At 55.6% G+C, this 16,668-nt stretch carries 15 protein-coding genes and 1 tRNA gene; 1 reads left to right on the top strand and 15 read right to left on the bottom strand.

Translation table 11 applies throughout. The features are described from left to right. Nucleotides 1-43 precede the first annotated feature (43 nt). The 15 genes from ACR8BN_RS18445 to trxA all read right to left on the bottom strand — a co-directional run bounded on the left by ACR8BN_RS18445 (nt 44) and on the right by trxA (nt 15,253). A tRNA-Arg gene (locus tag ACR8BN_RS18445) sits at nt 44-120 on the bottom strand. A gap of 158 nt (nt 121-278) precedes the next feature. Continuing rightward, a complete protein-coding gene (wecG, locus tag ACR8BN_RS18450; protein WP_115388032.1) occupies nt 279-1,019 on the bottom strand; it encodes a lipopolysaccharide N-acetylmannosaminouronosyltransferase in 741 nt (246 codons plus the stop codon). Nucleotides 1,020-1,044: 25 nt separating this feature from the next. Beyond that, entirely contained in the window at nt 1,045-2,388 is a 1,344-nt protein-coding gene (gene wzyE / locus ACR8BN_RS18455; RefSeq protein ID WP_039390475.1) for an ECA oligosaccharide polymerase, read from the bottom strand. After that, nucleotides 2,385-3,452 carry a TDP-N-acetylfucosamine:lipid II N-acetylfucosaminyltransferase gene (locus ACR8BN_RS18460; protein WP_191939454.1) on the bottom strand — a complete coding sequence of 356 codons (1,068 nt, stop codon included), beginning with the start codon at nt 3,450-3,452 and terminating at the stop codon, nt 2,385-2,387. The genes wzyE and ACR8BN_RS18460 overlap by 4 nt, the downstream gene beginning before the upstream one ends. After that, nucleotides 3,449-4,699 (bottom strand): lipid III flippase WzxE, encoded by a 1,251-nt coding sequence (gene wzxE / locus ACR8BN_RS18465; RefSeq protein WP_191939453.1) that lies wholly within the window; start codon nt 4,697-4,699, stop codon nt 3,449-3,451. Before wzxE ends, ACR8BN_RS18460 begins: the two co-directional genes overlap by 4 nt. After that, nucleotides 4,699-5,829: a dTDP-4-amino-4,6-dideoxygalactose transaminase gene (gene rffA, locus ACR8BN_RS18470; RefSeq protein ID WP_143790260.1), complete on the bottom strand. Its 1,131-nt coding sequence runs from the start codon at nt 5,827-5,829 to the stop codon at nt 4,699-4,701. Before rffA ends, wzxE begins: the two co-directional genes overlap by 1 nt. Then, nucleotides 5,816-6,523: a dTDP-4-amino-4,6-dideoxy-D-galactose acyltransferase gene (rffC, locus tag ACR8BN_RS18475; RefSeq protein WP_143790259.1), complete on the bottom strand. Its 708-nt coding sequence runs from the start codon at nt 6,521-6,523 to the stop codon at nt 5,816-5,818. The genes rffA and rffC overlap by 14 nt, the downstream gene beginning before the upstream one ends. Further along, nucleotides 6,501-7,382 carry a glucose-1-phosphate thymidylyltransferase RfbA gene (gene rfbA / locus ACR8BN_RS18480; protein WP_031590304.1) on the bottom strand — a complete coding sequence of 294 codons (882 nt, stop codon included), beginning with the start codon at nt 7,380-7,382 and terminating at the stop codon, nt 6,501-6,503. Before rfbA ends, rffC begins: the two co-directional genes overlap by 23 nt. Nucleotides 7,383-7,401: 19 nt before the next feature. Next, nucleotides 7,402-8,472 carry a dTDP-glucose 4,6-dehydratase gene (gene rffG / locus ACR8BN_RS18485; protein ID WP_134161688.1) on the bottom strand — a complete coding sequence of 357 codons (1,071 nt, stop codon included), beginning with the start codon at nt 8,470-8,472 and terminating at the stop codon, nt 7,402-7,404. Next, entirely contained in the window at nt 8,469-9,728 is a 1,260-nt protein-coding gene (gene wecC / locus ACR8BN_RS18490) for a UDP-N-acetyl-D-mannosamine dehydrogenase (RefSeq protein ID WP_434747208.1), read from the bottom strand. The genes rffG and wecC overlap by 4 nt, the downstream gene beginning before the upstream one ends. Then, nucleotides 9,725-10,855: a non-hydrolyzing UDP-N-acetylglucosamine 2-epimerase gene (wecB, locus tag ACR8BN_RS18495; RefSeq protein WP_033759719.1), complete on the bottom strand. Its 1,131-nt coding sequence runs from the start codon at nt 10,853-10,855 to the stop codon at nt 9,725-9,727. Before wecB ends, wecC begins: the two co-directional genes overlap by 4 nt. Nucleotides 10,856-10,865: 10 nt before the next feature. Then, the gene (wzzE, locus tag ACR8BN_RS18500) at nt 10,866-11,915 is read right to left on the bottom strand and encodes an ECA polysaccharide chain length modulation protein (protein ID WP_031590308.1); all 1,050 of its coding nucleotides are present in this window, start codon (nt 11,913-11,915) and stop codon (nt 10,866-10,868) included. A 27-nt stretch (nt 11,916-11,942) separates the two neighbouring features. Then, nucleotides 11,943-13,028 (bottom strand): UDP-N-acetylglucosamine--undecaprenyl-phosphate N-acetylglucosaminephosphotransferase, encoded by a 1,086-nt coding sequence (gene wecA / locus ACR8BN_RS18505; RefSeq protein WP_022624853.1) that lies wholly within the window; start codon nt 13,026-13,028, stop codon nt 11,943-11,945. 280 nt (nt 13,029-13,308) lie between these two features. Next, nucleotides 13,309-14,568 (bottom strand): transcription termination factor Rho, encoded by a 1,260-nt coding sequence (gene rho, locus ACR8BN_RS18510; protein ID WP_010257369.1) that lies wholly within the window; start codon nt 14,566-14,568, stop codon nt 13,309-13,311. Nucleotides 14,569-14,920: 352 nt separating this feature from the next. Then, nucleotides 14,921-15,253 carry a thioredoxin TrxA gene (gene trxA / locus ACR8BN_RS18515; RefSeq protein WP_003851963.1) on the bottom strand — a complete coding sequence of 111 codons (333 nt, stop codon included), beginning with the start codon at nt 15,251-15,253 and terminating at the stop codon, nt 14,921-14,923. 117 nt (nt 15,254-15,370) lie between these two features. Between trxA and rhlB the strand changes: the two genes are divergently transcribed. Then, a complete protein-coding gene (rhlB, locus tag ACR8BN_RS18520) occupies nt 15,371-16,663 on the top strand; it encodes an ATP-dependent RNA helicase RhlB (RefSeq protein ID WP_022624852.1) in 1,293 nt (430 codons plus the stop codon). The last annotated feature ends 5 nt before the right edge of the window (nt 16,664-16,668 follow it).

The raw sequence follows: 16,668 nt of genomic DNA on the forward strand, positions 1-16,668 counted from the left end.
ACCGCGGTAAATCAACCACCGAAGCTCATGCGCACAAACGATATGGCGCGCCCGACAGGATTCGAACCTGAGACCTCTGCCTCCGGAGGGCAGCGCTCTATCCAGCTGAGCTACGGGCGCGTAGCGCCGTTGCGGATGTGCATACTAGAGATAAGCGCCCATCGTGTCTAGTGCTTTTTAAATAAAAAGACGCGTTTGATTACGCTTTGTGCATTTTGTCGACAAATAGTGCATTTCCTCTCTCACGACGCGTAAAAATGCGGCATTTATCAGCAATATCAGAGATCGCCACGCCAGTGATAGCGCAAATATTTAAGCAGTTTTAATTGCCGGCGCAGGCGGCCAGGCTGCCGAATCAGACGATAGAGCCACTCCAGCCCCAACCGCTGCCAGATCTCAGGCGCTCGCTTCACATGGCCGGTGAAAACATCGTACGTTCCACCAACGCCCATATAGAGCGCATCAGGCCAGTGCGCACGGCACGCCAGCATCAATAGCTCCTGACGTGGCGACCCCAGCGCTACAGTCACCAGCTTCGCGCCGCTGGCTGCAATCCGTGCAAACAGCGCATCCTGATCGGCTGGCGCAAAATAGCCATCCTGCGCCCCGACAATATTCACATTCCACTGACGACGTAGCTTTTCGCAGGTTTCATCCAGCACCTGCTGACGACCGCCGATAAGAAATACAGGCGTCCCTTCTCGCCCGGCGCGTTCCATCAGCGCTTCCCATAAATCAGCACCTGCAATGCGCTGCACCGACGCGTGTGGATACTTTTTACGAATCGAGCGCACAATGCTGATGCCATCGGCGTACGCATACTCCGCCTGCGCTAACAGCGTGCGTAATCCCTCATCCCGCTCAGCGGTCAGGATCTTCTCCGCATTAATCGCCACTAAAATACCGCTACGTACGCTCTGCGGGGGCATCAAAAAATTCACCGCCGACGGCATGTTTTCGAAGCCATACAACTCAACGCCGCGAATCCGGTACTGCGGCGTCTCAGTTAACTTTGTCATATCTTCCGTCAATCCCAGAGGTTACTCAGAGCGGGCTGTGCAACACCCGCCCGCTGCGGTCGCGAATCAAACCTGCGCGATCCAGTAACCAGAAAAGTAATTTAGCCATGCCCAGACAGGCAGCAAAAATGATGCAGAAAAACACCACGCGTGAACCGAACGCATCAAGGCCTTCGCGTGCCAGCACGATCATGTTAAAGACCGCACCAAAACAGAAGCTTTGCAGGATAGCGCCGGTGTAACGGTTGGTCTCAAGGCAGCCACGCTGATAGATCGCATCAAAGGCTTTTATAATCATCCCTACCGCGACCGCACCAATCGGAATCGCCCAGACGCCGCCCATCACCACCAGCGACCCTATCAGCGTGGGTGAGATCGCCAGGCCAGAATGGTTGTTCAGCACTTCCCAGGTGAAGTAGTTAGCACTGTTTAACACTGCCAGCGGCCGATCCGGCCAGAGCCAGGTCGGAATGAAAACGTAGAAATCACGCCACAGCGGTGCCAGCCCCTGAAACTCAATTCTGGCGTAATTATCCAGCAGCAAGGCGAGATTCTCCCACGGCGAGAAGGTATCACGCGTCAGATACAGAAAGGTATAGAACGCTTCATCGCCCATAACGTCGAGGTTATAGCGGCGCAGTGCCAGCCAGAACATTCCTGCAATCGCCAGCACGCCCGCCGTTGCCAGCATCCACAAAGTGATCCAGCCACGGGTAATCCCGATAAACAGGAACAGGGCAAACGCAATAATAATATTGGCTCGGGTACCGCCCACCAGCGCGTAGGTCAGTAAACCAAAGGCAACGGTCACCACCAGGAACAGCAGCCAGTTGCGGCGCGTCGGGCTCAAAAAGTAGGGGATCAGCATCGCCGGAATAAAGAAATAGAAGAAGCGCTTAAGCGCTACACCCGACACTTCACTGGAGAAAATCTGGTTATAGGCGGTCAGGCGGAACAGCAGAAAACCGTTATGAATGAAGAACACCGTCACCGTACCCAGCGCCACCAGCGCCAGGATCACGCAGGTCAGATGGGTTTCGACGCGATTCATCTGCAGCCAGGGCTTCGCCGGAGACGCGCTGGCGGGTTTCAGTCGCACTTTATAGCTGACGTAATAAATGGCGTAAAAGGCCGTGGCCGACAGCAGCGCCTCCAGCAGGTTCTCAACCGGCACCACTTCGACATTAAAGCGAAACACCAGCACGGAGGTCAGCGGGAAGCCGAAATAAAAGGTCAGTAAGAACAGCAGCGTGAAGAACAGATGAAAGTTAAAACGGACGCGCTTAAACTCCCGCCAGGTCAGGGTCAGAATAAAAACCAGCGACAGCAGATAGACCACCAGCAGGCCGCCAAACTGCATAAGACTCATGACAACTCCCCTTCGCTAAGCTGTAACGCGGCTCGCCAGCCCGCCAGATAACCCGGCGCAAAAAAGGCGATAGCCTGTTTATTACAGCTCATCAGCTGACGACGTGCCTCGGCGATCACCGCAGGCGACAGCATATCTTCACTGAACAATACCGGAAGCTGCTGCTCTGCCACATCACGCCAGAATGGATTTTTGCGGGTCAGGACAAACGGCACGTTGGCCTGGATCAGCAGGCAGAGTGTTCCAACCCCTTGCTGACGTTCAAACATAAAATAGCCGACATGGCAGCGCGCCAGCAGGGCTAAGTAATCATCGAAGGCCAGGTTTTCACGCATCAGATTCACCTGCCCGTTCGGGAACAGCGCATCGGCAGCGGCCTGAATCTGGCTGATGTAAGCCTCATTGCCTGGCGGATAGCCCAACGGGACCTCGATACGCACCTGCTCGCCAAACTGCGCGTGAATCGCTTTTAAGCCTTCGATATGTCGGTTACTCGGATCGCCCGAGTTACCCAGCAACAGCGTAAAAGGTTGCGACGGGACAGATTCAACGGCTGCGGCGGGCATTCTGGTGGGAAAATAGAGCAGTGAACCGGGTACGCGCCGATGGCGCTGCTGGTAGTGATGCAGGTCGCCCCGGGTCGCAAAAATCTGTGCAACCCGCCCCTGCGCTATCCGGCGAACCAGATAGAACAGGCGGAACTTCAGGCTGCGCGAATCTTCATAAAGATCGGCGCCCCAGACGTGCCAGAACAGCTGTGAACGACGCAGCTTACCGCTGAGCAACGCCAGCCAGATCCACGGATTAAACTGTCCATGGCAGAAAAAATGCTGCTGACGATTTCTGGCCCGCTGCACTACCGCCTGCGCCAGCGCTTTCTTACTGGTAAAGCACTCGATCTGCAACGCAGTGAACGGCGTCAGACTCTCAGGCTGCTGCGTCACCACCATAAAATGGCGTGGTGCAGCCGCTGGCTGCTCAACGCTGAGTACGTCGTTGAAAAAGCGCAGCACCGTAAGATTGTGGTGGGGAATGTCCGATCCCAAAACGTGAATTAAAGTCATTTTTTCCGGCAGTAAACAATAAAAGCGCCACAACAGAGGGCAAAGTAAGCCATATAGCTAAACATATAGGCCTGCGCCGCACCTGTCGCGCCATGTAACGGGATCAACCAGCGTGAGAACAGGGTCAGCAACAGGAACTGGCTGATCTCAGTCAGAACATAAAAGCGCAGCGAGGCTTTGGCGATAACCAGATATCCGAAAACATAGGCGCCGACCTTAAAAACATCACCGCACAGCTGCCAGACAAAGAGATCGCGCATCCCGCGAAAAGCTTCAGAGAACAGCAGGCTGATGGCGAAATCGCGCAGTACCCAGACACCCAGGCTGGCAACCGCCACGGCGGGCAGGACAAAGCGCAGTGCACGGCCAATCTCGCGCGCGATGTCGCGTTTGTTATCCAGCCGCGCCAGCGTCGGCAGCAGCCAGACGCTAAACGTCGCGGTAATAAACTGCAGATAGGCATCGGAAATGCTGGTAACGCCCTGCCACAATCCGACCTGTGCCCAGCCCTGCTGCTCCGCCAGCAGATTACGCATCAACACCCAGGCGACCGGCAGGGTCACGGCAGTGATCAGCGCCATCAGCGTATATTTTGCCAGATTACGGGCCAGCTCAGGATGCCATTGCGGACGCAGCCAGCTAAGCGGCAGCGGCGCACGGTGTTTCAGCATCAGGAGTGCAGGCAACAGCAGCAAAGCCGGCACCAGCGCCAGACCCGTCAGCGCGCCCTGATAGCCGCCCAGCCACCAGCAGAGCAGATAGCCCGCCACACCAATCAGGCTGCCAAGAATCAGCGCCAGCGCATTACCGCGCGCGTCGCGATAGCCCTTCAGCAGCGCCAGGGTAAAGTTGGCCCAGGCGATGCCGAGCTGAAGAAAGGCCACCACGCGGATAACGCCCTGATAGCGGTCGTGACCAAACAGCGCGATGCTGATGGGTGCCGCCGCCAGCAGAAACAGCAGCGCCAGCACACCGGAAAAGCCCAGCACCATAGTTGATGCCGTGCCCACCATCGCCCGCAACTGTTCGGGCTTCTGCTGATACTGCGCCACATAGGTGGTAACGCCATTAAAGATGCCTGCGCCCGCCAGCACGCCCAGCACGGTGATTAACTGACGGAAGTTCCCCGCCTGGCCGACACCCTCGGGTCCGAAGCTGACCGCCAGCAGTTTGACGACCAGCAGGCCGGCCACAATTTTTACCAGCGTGGACGATGCGGTCCACACTGAGGCTCTGGCTAATGACATCAGGAAAAGAAGCTCAGCAGTGAGCTGATAACCGTGCTCTGATTATTATCCGACAGGTTATAAAACAGCGGCAGGCGCAGCAGGCGTTCACTTTCCCGCGTGGTAAAGCGATCGTCGCCGACAAACTGCGAGAACCGCTCACCGGCAGGCGAACTGTGCAGCGGAATATAGTGAAACACCGTCAGTATCTCGGCTTCTTTCATCCAGTTTATCAGCGCCTGACGATCGTCCTGATCGCGCAGTTTGATATAGAACATGTGCGCATTGTGTTCACAGCTGGCGGGGATCACCGGCAGACTGATGCGTCCCTGAGCCGCCAGCGGCTGCAGCGCATCGTAATAACGCTGCCAGATGCGTAACCGCTGCTGGTTGATACCTTCAGCGGCTTCCAGCTGCGCCCAGAGATACGCTGCCTGCAGATCGGCCATCAGATAGCTCGATCCCATATCGCGCCAGGTGTATTTATCGACCTGACCCCGGAAGAACTGGCTGCGATTGGTTCCTTTTTCCCGCACGATCTCGGCGCGCTCGACCAGGCTGGTGTCGTTAATGAGCGTCGCGCCACCTTCGCCGCCGGCGGTGTAGTTCTTGGTTTCGTGGAAACTGAAACAGCCAATATGACCGATGGTGCCGAGCGCACGACCTTTGTAGCGTGACATCACGCCCTGCGCCGCATCTTCAATCACAAACAGCTTATGCTTTGCCGCCAGCGCCATAATGGTGTCCATTTCACAGGCCACGCCTGCGTAATGCACCGGCACAATGGCGCGGGTTTTTTCAGTGATGGCCGCTTCGATCAGCGTTTCATCAATGTTCATGGTGTCCGGGCGCACATCGACAAACACAATGCGGGCGCCGCGCAGCACAAAGGCGTTGGCGGTAGAGACAAAGGTGTAGCTCGGCATAATCACTTCATCGCCGGGCTGCAGATCGATTAACAGCGCCGCCATCTCCAGCGAAGCGGTACAGGAGGGGGTCAGCAGCACTTTTTTGCTGCCAAACCGCTGCTCCATCCACTGCTGACAGCGACGGGTAAATCCACCGTCGCCGCACAGCTTGCCGCTGTTCATCGCCGACTGCATATACTCAATTTCTGTGCCCACAATCGGGGGCGCATTAAATGGAATCATGACCTTTCCTGTAAAACCAGTACGCGGTGCTGTCGAGCCGGGCACCGCTGCGTAAATAGAGGCGCATCGCCGTGAGATTGCTGAGCTGGGTAGCAACCCGAAGCTGAGCCAGCTGTCGTACCCGCGCCCAGTCTGCCGCCGCCAGCATCAGTCGCTGACCCAGCCCCTGGCCCTGCGCGTCGGGCAGTACGCCCAGCAGGCCAATGCGGGCATCGCCATCCACCGCGCGCAGCGAAACAAATCCCTGCAGCTGACCCGCGGTATCGCTTGCCACCAGACACTGATCGTCAAACGCCCCGCGCACCGCATTTTCAATCCACTGCGCATAGAAGCGTCCACTGGCGTCCGGTGCATACCAGGGCGTGCGAAAACGACTCTGGCTGAAGAGCTGTGAGGCCGCATCGCGCAGTAGCGGGATCTGGGCTTCACGCGCGATGCGAATTCCCGTCTGCCGTTCCGTCTGTTTCAGCGCCAGCGTCAGATCTGCTTCGCCTTCTGCCAGCCGGAACTGATGCTGCTGCAGCGTATCAATCAGTGCCGTCTCGCTGGCAGCGACTTTTATCTGCATCAGCGCACAGGGATGAAGCAGCGCCTGTTCCAGCGGAATGTCACCTTGCGGCTCCAGCCGCACAGTATTAACACCGAAGAATGCGCTCTCCCAGCTAAGGGGATTAATATTGACGTGGACGGGCATGCAATAAATCCAGCAGGTATTGGCCGTAGCCGGTTTTTGTCAGCGCTTCACCCGCGGCCCGCAGCTGGTCATCACTCAGCCAGCTGTTACGCCAGGCAATCTCTTCCAGGCAGGCAATCTTGAAGCCCTGACGTTTTTCCACCGTCTGCACAAACATGCTGGCTTCCACCAGGCTGTCGTGTGTGCCGGTATCCAGCCAGGCAAAACCTCGTCCCAGCAGTTCGACCGTCAGCTCACCACGCTCCAGATACATCTGGTTAATGGCCGTGATTTCCAGCTCGCCCCGCGCTGAGGGCTTCACCTGTTTCGCGAATTCAATAACCTGATTGTCATAAAAATAGAGCCCGGTTACTGCCCAGCGCGATTTCGGCTGCTGTGGCTTCTCTTCAATCGAGATCGCCCTGAAGTTATCGTCAAACTCCACCACGCCGAAACGTTCCGGGTCCATGACCTGATAGCCAAAAACCGTTGCGCCACGATTCTGTTCAACAACTTTCCGGAGCTTGGGGCTGAAGCCCTGGCCAAAATAGAGGTTATCACCCAGAACCAGGCAGCAATTATCCTCCCCGATAAAGGATTCGCCGATGATAAAGGCCTGCGCCAGCCCATCGGGACTTGGCTGCACCGCATAGCTAAGGCGTATCCCAAATTCACTGCCATCGCCCAGCAGACGTTCAAACTGCGCCCGGTCTTCCGGCGTGGTAATTAACAGGATGTCGCGAATACCCGCCAGCATCAGCACGGAGAGCGGATAGTAGATCATCGGTTTGTCGTAAACCGGCAGAAGTTGCTTTGATACTGCACGGGTTATCGGGTGTAGCCGCGTGCCCGACCCTCCCGCTAAAATGATGCCTTTCATCGCTGCTCCTTACACGGGTTTATTGCGATAAGCCAAGGCGTTCGCCCTGATAGCGGCCATCCAGAATAGCCTGCCACCAGGTGGGATTGGTCAGATACCATGCCACGGTTTTACGCATGCCGCTTTCAAAGGTTTCCTGCGGCACCCAGCCAAGTTCATGCGCGATTTTACTGGCATCAATGGCATAGCGCTGATCGTGACCGGGGCGGTCAGTGACATAGGTAATGAGGTCGCGGTAATGCGCCAGCCCGGCAGGTTTCTGCTCTGCAGCCAGCTCTTCAAGCAGGCTGCAGATAGTTTCGACCACCTCAATATTGCGTCGCTCGTTATGGCCGCCAATATTATAAGTTTCGCCTGGCTTGCCATGGCTGACCACCTGATAGAGTGCGCGGGCGTGATCTTCGACGTAGAGCCAGTCACGAATCTGCTGTCCGTTGCCGTAAACCGGCAAGGCTTTCCCGGCCAGCGCATTGATGATGGTCAGCGGGATCAGCTTCTCCGGGAAATGGCAGGGGCCGTAGTTATTTGAACAGTTGGTGACCAGCGTGGGCAGACCGTAAGTTCGCAGCCAGGCCCGCACTAAATGGTCGCTGCTGGCCTTGCTGGCGGCGTAAGGACTGCTTGGCGCATAAGGTGTGGTTTCGGTGAAGTAAGCCTGGCTGTCATGCAGATCGCCAAAGACTTCATCGGTCGAGATATGGTGGAACAGAAAGGCGGTTTTGCGCGCGTCATCCAGGTTTTGCCAGTAAAAACGCGCGGCTTCCAGCAACTGATAAGTCCCGACAATATTGGTCTCGATAAAGGCCACCGGCCCGTCAATTGAACGATCCACATGGCTTTCAGCCGCAAGATGCATCACACAGTCTGGCTGATGACGGGCAAACACCTGATCAAGTGCCGGGCGATCGCAGATATCGACCTGCTCAAAATGAAAGCGGGACGAGTCGGCAACGCTGGCGAGTGACGCCAGATTTCCGGCGTAGCTGAGTTTATCGACCACCACCACCTGATGTTCGGTTTCTGCAATCAGAAAGCGCACCAGTGCGGAACCGATAAAACCGGCACCGCCCGTGATCAGAAAACGCCTCATCGCCACACACCTTTGGTGTCGACAATCCAGTTCTGCTGAACGCTGGCACCATCAATGGCGCGGAAGGCGCGGTGATCGACCAGCATCACCAGAATATCGGCCTGTTCCAGCGCCTGCCCGGCAGAGACCAGCACGGCTTTGTCGGCCAGTGCGTCAGCAAGCTGCTCAATATGGGGTTCAACCACCCAGGTGGTGCCGCTGTGCCACTCTGCAATTTTCTGTGCCACACCCACCGCCGGACTTTCGCGCAGGTCGTCGATATTGGGTTTAAAGGCCAGGCCAAAGCAGGCGATGGTGATATCGCTGGCGCGCTTGCCGGTCTGCGTCAGGCAGTCCGCCAGCGCGGTTTTCACCTGGTCCAGCACCCACAGCGGCTTGGCGTCATTGACCTCGCGCGCGGTGCGGATCAGGCGGGCTAATTCAGGATTCTGCGCCACGATGAACCAGGGATCGACGGCGATACAGTGACCGCCGACGCCTGGACCTGGCTGCAGAATGTTGACACGCGGATGGCGATTCGCCAGCGCAATCAGCTCCCAGACGTTAATCCCCTGATCGGCACAAATCAGCGACAGCTCATTGGCAAAGGCGATATTCACGTCACGGAAGCTGTTTTCTGTCAGCTTACACATCTCGGCGGTTCGGGCGTTGGTTTCAACGCATTCGCCTTTTAAAAACAGCCGATAAAGCTCGCTGGCGCGGGTGGAACAGGCTGGCGTCATGCCGCCAATCACCCGGTCGTTGTTAATCAGCTCAATCATCACCTGACCAGGCAGCACGCGCTCCGGGCAGTAGGCGACAAAAATATCGGGCGTATCACCGTGCTGAGGAAAGCGCAGGTCGGGACGCGCCGCCGCCAGCCAGTCGGCCATCTGTTCGGTGCTGCCCACCGGTGAGGTCGACTCCAGAATCACCAGGTCGCCCTTTTTCAGTACCGGCGCAATCGACTCCGCCGCGGCTTTCACAAAGCGCAGATCGGGCTGATGCTCATCTTTAAAAGGGGTCGGTACGGCGATAAGAAAAGCGTCGGCGGCTTCCGGCTGCGTGGTGGCGCGCAGATCGCCACGCGTAACGGCCGCATGCACCACCTGATCTAAATCGGGTTCCACGATATGGATCGCGCCACGATTGATGGTTTCAACGGCGCGCGCGTTGATATCCACGCCGACCACTTTTTTTCCCTTTGAGGCAAAAACGGCTGCCGTCGGCAGCCCAATGTATCCCAGTCCAATCACGGAGATGGTTTCAAAACTCATAATTCGGCTCGGTTATCTTTTAAGGCTTGTAAAATACGACCACAGGCTTTGCCATCGCCATACGGATTATGGGCGTGGCTCATCGCCTGCCAGGCAGCGTCGTCAGTCAGCAAGGTGCTGACCTCCGCCACGATTCGGGCGATATCGGTCCCCACCAGTTTGACGGTGCCGGCGTCGACCGCTTCAGGCCGCTCGGTGGTATCACGCATCACCAGCACCGGTTTACCCAGCGAAGGCGCTTCCTCCTGAATGCCACCGGAGTCAGTGAGGATGAGCCAGGCGCGGTTCATCAGCCAGACAAAAGGCAGATACTCCTGCGGTTCAATCAGAATGATATTCTCAATGCCGCTGAGAATCCGGTTTACCGGCTCGCTGACATTGGGGTTAAGGTGCACCGGATAGACAATCTGCGCCTCGGGATGCTGGCGGGCAATCTGCGCCAGCGCGCTGCAGATACGTTCAAAGCCGCCACCAAAGCTTTCGCGACGATGTCCGGTGACCAGCACCAGTTTCTTATCCGGGTCGAGAAACGGATAGCGCGCTGCCAGTTGTGCATTCAGATTGCTGTCATCCAGCACCCTGTCGCGAACCCACAGCAGCGCATCAATGACCGTATTGCCGGTCACGATAATGCGCGCATCGGGCAGATTTTCCTGCAACAGATTCTGACGCGATCGCGAGGTGGGGGTAAAATGCAGATGGGCAAGATGACCGGTAAGTTTACGGTTACCCTCTTCCGGCCATGGAGAGGCGAGATCGCCGGTACGCAGACCGGCCTCCACATGCCCGACCGGAATCTGATGATAAAATGCCGCCAGGCTCGCCGCCAGTGTGGTGGTGGTGTCACCATGCACCAGCACGATGTCCGGTTTGAAGTCGAGCAGGACGGTTTTCATGCCCTCTAAAATGCGGCAGGTGATCTCGGTCAGCCCCTGCTCGGGACGCATAATATTGAGATCATAGTCCGGCTGCAGCTTGAACAGGCGCAGCACCTGATCGAGCATTTCGCGATGCTGTGCGGTGACGCACAGTCGCGATTCGAAAGCGGGATCCTGCGCCAGCGCCTGAACCAGCGGTGCCATTTTGATCGCTTCGGGGCGAGTACCAAATACCGTCAGAACTTTCACACTGTTTCTCTCACTCATGCGTGTCTGACATCAGACGCGGACGACGTGCCAGCGCCACTCCCGCGCCTGTTAATGCCCCAATGGCACCCCACATAATCATCATGAACAGACGTCGCGGACTGTCACGTGATACCGGCTCTTCCGGCGTACGCAGATAACGGTAGGTCTGGAACTGGCTGTTCAGTTTTGGCCCGGTCTGCAGCGTGGTCAGCATAGCTCTGTTCTGATCATAGCTGATATCAAACTCCGGACCGGTAGCGCGCAGCGTATCCAGCTGTCCCTGTAAAACGGGCTGGCCCAGCAGGAACAGGTCGCTGTCTGCCAGATTTTCACCCGCTTCTCGCGTCTGTTTCTCATTGATGCCCTGCTGGCTGGCGATCTTCAGCGCCTGCTCCAGCCGATGCTGCTGGCGCTGAAATACCGCGTTAGCCACATCTTCCTGACGTTTCACCTGCGCCTGCAACTGGTCGGTACGCGCCCGCCAGGCACCTTTTAGCTCATCATTCAGATGACGTGCGGCGCGCTCACTGGCATAGGCGATGTACTGACGCAGCAGATTGTTGGCGTCGCCAGCGGTTTCCGCTTTGAGTTTCACGTTATCGGGCAGGTTATGTGCCGCGTCAGCGGGCGTAAACAGGATATTGCCGATCATATCGTCGAGCAGCGCGGCGTCATTATGTGCATTGCCGGTTTTACGACTCTTGTAATAATCCGTTTGCTGCCAGAACTCACGACGCGTATCCCAGGAGGCGAGTTGCATGGTGAACTCCTGATAAACCTGATCCATCACCGTAGGTGAAGGTGCGGCCAGGGTTAAGGCGTTGTTGCGCACATCCAGATTGGTCAGGAATTGCTGCTGCGCATAGTAAGAACCCAGCATGTTTACCGTCGGACGATCGGTGATCGCCGTGGTGCTCCAGACCTGTTTCAGCAGCAGCGTGGCCAGCCAGGCGATCAGAGCAAACAGCAGCGCCAGCCCGATAATCCAGCGCTTGCCACGCCATAAACGGCAGCAAAAGCTGCGAATATCCAGTTCGTTGTCCACAACGTCAGAAGGCATGGCAGAGGTATCCTTTATCAGCTCTTTTCAGGGTAATTTGTTTTTTGCTTCGCGATGATGGCTCAGACGGCGCTTAATGCGGCGGACACGTCGCGCCACGCGCCACGCATGTTTGAGGCAGTAGCCGTAAACCATAAACGCGCCCAGGAACAGCAGCAGCATCACCCACTCCGGGATAAATGCCAGATATTCACCCAGCACACCGATACCGGCGAGAATGGCCGCCGCAACGGTAATCAGCACAAAGGCCTGACGTGAGGTAAAACCGGCACGCATAATCAGATGGTGGATGTGCTGACGATCAGCCGAGAACGGACTCATGCCTTTACGCAGGCGACGATACATAATCGCCACCATATCCATCAGGGGAATGGCGATAAGCCACAGTGCGGTAACGGGCGTAATGGGATGGCTCAGACCCTGCGTCGTTTCCAGCAGAATCCAGATAATGGTGAACCCGATCATGGTGCTGCCGGCATCGCCCATAAAAACTTTGAAGCGACGGCCAAGGAAGCCGAGGTTAAGCAGGATATAGGGCAGCGTGGCGGCAATCATCGCAAAACACCACATCGCGAGGCTGGTCTGGCCGTCGAAGTAGAGGATAATCCCCATGGCGGCAAAAGTGACCGAGGAGAGTCCGCCCAGCAGACCGTCGATCCCATCCACCATATTAAAGGCGTTGATCGCGGCCCAGACGGCAAACAGCGTCAGCACATAACCGAAGGGCCCCACGATAAGCTCGAACGGGCCGACGATAAAGCCCAGGCTAAGCAGATAGAGTTTTGCGCCAAACATCATCACCAGCGCGACAATGGCCTGCACCACCGCACGAATTTTGACGCTGATATCGAAACGGTCATCCAGTGCGCCAACCAGCACCAGAACACCGGCGCAGCCCAGATAGAGCAGCGCGTGGGGCAGATAGTAGTTGGTAATGGCAAACGTAAAGCAGATACCTGCGAACACAGAAATGCCGCCCACCAACGGAATCGCGCCATGATGGCGTTTACGTGAGTTAGGCTTATCAACTAAACCAATTTTTTTAGCCGCTTTTCGAGCAAAAAAGAGGAAAGCCAGGGAAAAGAGAAAAATTAAACCAAGCTCAGTACTCATAGTGAGTAAATTCACGTTAAACGCTCTCAGCTAACATCCCGCACAACAATACGCGAAAAAACGCGCCTATCGCTGTGTCGGATTCCGAATTCTGCATAAAGAGACAGACGAACGGTCAAAATTTCGCCATCGCTACCACAGTCATTATAAATGCTCCTGCCAGTGTTCAATCCTATAGCTCACAAATGAAAAACGCCACGTTGAGACGTGGCGTGAGGTCGATTTTCTGCGCATCTGGACTAAAAAAGCCGAATCTGAGGTTCGGCCAGGCAGTATCGGATTAAGAACGCTTCATCATATCGAAGAATTCATCATTAGTTTTGGTCATCGCCAGCTTGTTGATGAGGAATTCCATTGCGTCGATTTCGCCCATCGGGTGAATAATCTTACGCAGGATCCACATCTTCTGCAGCTCTTCCTGAGAGGTGAGCAGCTCTTCTTTACGCGTACCAGAGCGATTGTAATCAATAGCAGGGAAGACGCGTTTTTCAGCGATTTTACGGGCGAGATGCAGTTCCATGTTACCGGTACCTTTAAACTCTTCGTAAATCACTTCATCCATCTTCGAACCGGTATCAACCAGCGCAGTCGCGATGATGGTCAGGCTGCCGCCCTCTTCCACGTTACGTGCAGCACCAAAGAAACGCTTTGGACGATGCAGGGCGTTGGCATCCACACCACCGGTCAGGACTTTACCTGAAGCAGGAACCACGGTGTTGTAAGCACGTGCCAGACGTGTAATGGAGTCGAGCAGGATGATGACATCTTTTTTGTGCTCAACCAGACGCTTGGCCTTCTCGATCACCATTTCAGCAACCTGAACGTGGCGTGAAGCTGGCTCATCGAAGGTTGAGGCGATAACTTCGCCTTTCACCAGACGCTGCATCTCGGTTACTTCTTCCGGGCGCTCATCGATCAGCAGTACCATCAGGGTACAGTCCGGATAGTTGTGCGCCAGGCTCTGCGCGATGTTCTGCAGCAGCATGGTTTTACCGGCTTTCGGTGGTGCAACAATCAGACCACGCTGGCCACGACCAATTGGCGATGCCAGATCCAGTACGCGAGCGGTTAAATCTTCCGTTGAGCCATTACCCCGCTCCATACGCAGACGTTTATTTGCGTGCAGCGGCGTGAGGTTTTCGAACAGAATCTTATTACGCGCATTTTCCGGCTTGTCGTAGTTAACTTCGTTAACTTTCAGCAGCGCAAAATAACGTTCACCCTCTTTCGGTGGACGGATTTTGCCAGAGATGGTGTCACCAGTGCGGAGGTTGAAGCGGCGGATTTGACTAGGGGAAACGTAGATATCATCAGGGCCGGCGAGGTAGGAGCTGTCTCCGGAACGGAGGAATCCAAATCCATCCTGAAGGATCTCCAGCACGCCATCACCGAAGATGTCTTCGCCGCTTTTCGCGTGCTGCTTCAGGATTGAAAAGATAATGTCCTGCTTGCGCATACGAGCCTGGTTTTCCAGTCCCATATTTTCGCCGAGAGTAACCAGCTCAGCAACCGGCGTATTCTTTAATTCGGTAAGATTCATAGTGATGGGTTCTTAAACTCGGGGTAATACTCGGAATGTTTGTCGTGAATGGTATGGCAACTAATCCATGCCGTTAATGGCTCTTTTCGGCTCTTCCTGACGATCATCGTATGGAATGGCGATCGGTATGCAGGGAGATGTCCGAATGTGATGCCAGAGTTGGAGCTAACCGTAAGATTGCTGAACCGTTCTATCTTTATAAGGTACAGGGCGACAGGGTTCAACAAGGGAAAACTTTTAGATGCTAACTACAAGGTAAGTTCGTAATGCAGTGCTGGTAAATTAGCACGCCTGAAAGCGAACGTCCAGCAGCAGGAGATAAATTCACCACTGCCGGACATTCAGCCCTGAATTACGCCAGATTGGCGTTCAGGAACTCTTTCAGCTGGCCTTTAGACAGCGCGCCCACTTTGGTCGCGGCGACTTCGCCATTTTTAAACAGCAGCAGCGTCGGGATACCACGAATGCCATACTTCGGTGCCGTGCCTGGGTTATCATCAATATTCAGCTTAGCGATGGTCAGCTTGCCATCATACTCTTCTGCAACTTCATCAAGGATTGGCGCGATCATTTTGCAAGGACCGCACCATTCAGCCCAGAAATCTACCAGTGTAACGCCGTCGGCTTTCAGCACGTCGGTGTCGAAACTGTCATCAGTCAGATGAACGATTTTATCGCTGCTCATGTTTTACTCCACAAGATTATGCCTGGCGAATTGGCGTAAAATATACCAATGTTGGTTGACTTTATTTCATCGGATACGCTTTCGTAAAGCGATAGTAAGCTGATATTCTACCACACTATGAGCAAAACACACTTAACTGAACAGAAGTTTTCCGACTTCGCCCTGCACCCAAAAGTGGTGGAAGCCCTTGATACTAAAGGCTTTCAATACTGCACGCCGATTCAGGCGTTAGCTCTGCCTTTTACGCTTTCAGGGCGTGATGTTGCAGGCCAGGCGCAAACCGGTACCGGCAAAACGATGGCGTTTCTGACGTCAACGTTTCATCATCTTCTCTCTCATCCTGCGGCGGAAGGTCGTCAGGTTAACCAGCCACGGGCATTAATTCTTGCGCCGACGCGTGAACTTGCTGTGCAGATTCATGCAGATGCAGAACCCCTTACCGCCTCAACCGGCCTGAAACTGGGTCTCGCCTATGGCGGAGACGGTTATGACAAACAGCTGAAAGTGCTGGAGCAGGGCGTTGATATTCTGGTGGCTACCACCGGTCGCCTGATCGACTACGCGAAACAGAATCACGTCAACCTTGGTGCTATTCAGGTCATGGTGCTGGACGAAGCCGATCGCATGTTCGATCTCGGCTTTATTAAAGATATTCGCTGGCTGTTCCGTCGCATGCCGCCGGCGACTCAGCGTCTGAGCATGCTGTTCTCGGCGACCCTCTCCTACCGCGTCCGTGAACTGGCGTTTGAGCACATGAACAGTGCTGAATATGTGGAAGTGGAACCGGAACAGAAAACCGGCCATCGCATTCAGGAAGAGCTTTTCTATCCGTCTAACGAAGAGAAAATGCGCCTGTTGCAGACCCTGCTGGAAGAAGAGTGGCCCGATCGCGCCATTATTTTCGCCAATACTAAGCACCGCTGTGAAGATATCTGGGGCCACCTGGCCGCCGATGGACACCGTGTCGGCCTGCTGACCGGCGACGTTGCTCAGAAGAAGCGCCTGCGCATTCTGGATGACTTCACCAAAGGTGATGTGGATATTCTGGTCGCCACTGACGTGGCTGCTCGCGGTCTGCATATCCCGGCTGTTACCCACGTCTTTAACTACGATCTGCCAGACGACTGTGAAGATTACGTTCACCGTATTGGCCGTACCGGTCGCGCGGGCGCCAGCGGTCATTCAATCAGCCTGGCCTGTGAAGAGTACGCGCTGAATCTGCCTTCCATTGAAGAGTACATCGGCCACAGCATCCCGGTCAGCAAGTACAGCAGCGAAGCGTTGTTAACGGATTTACCGCCGCCTAAGCGTCTGCAACGTAGCCGTTCCGGCAATGGCCCGCGTCGCGGAGGGAATAACGCCAATCGTCGCGGTGCTCCACGCAACAACAACCGTAAACGTTCAGGTTAAGGCCA

Origin of the sequence: Pantoea sp. Lu_F5_004 (assembly GCF_051136245.1) — a bacterium.
GTDB lineage: Bacteria > Pseudomonadota > Gammaproteobacteria > Enterobacterales > Enterobacteriaceae > Pantoea > Pantoea agglomerans.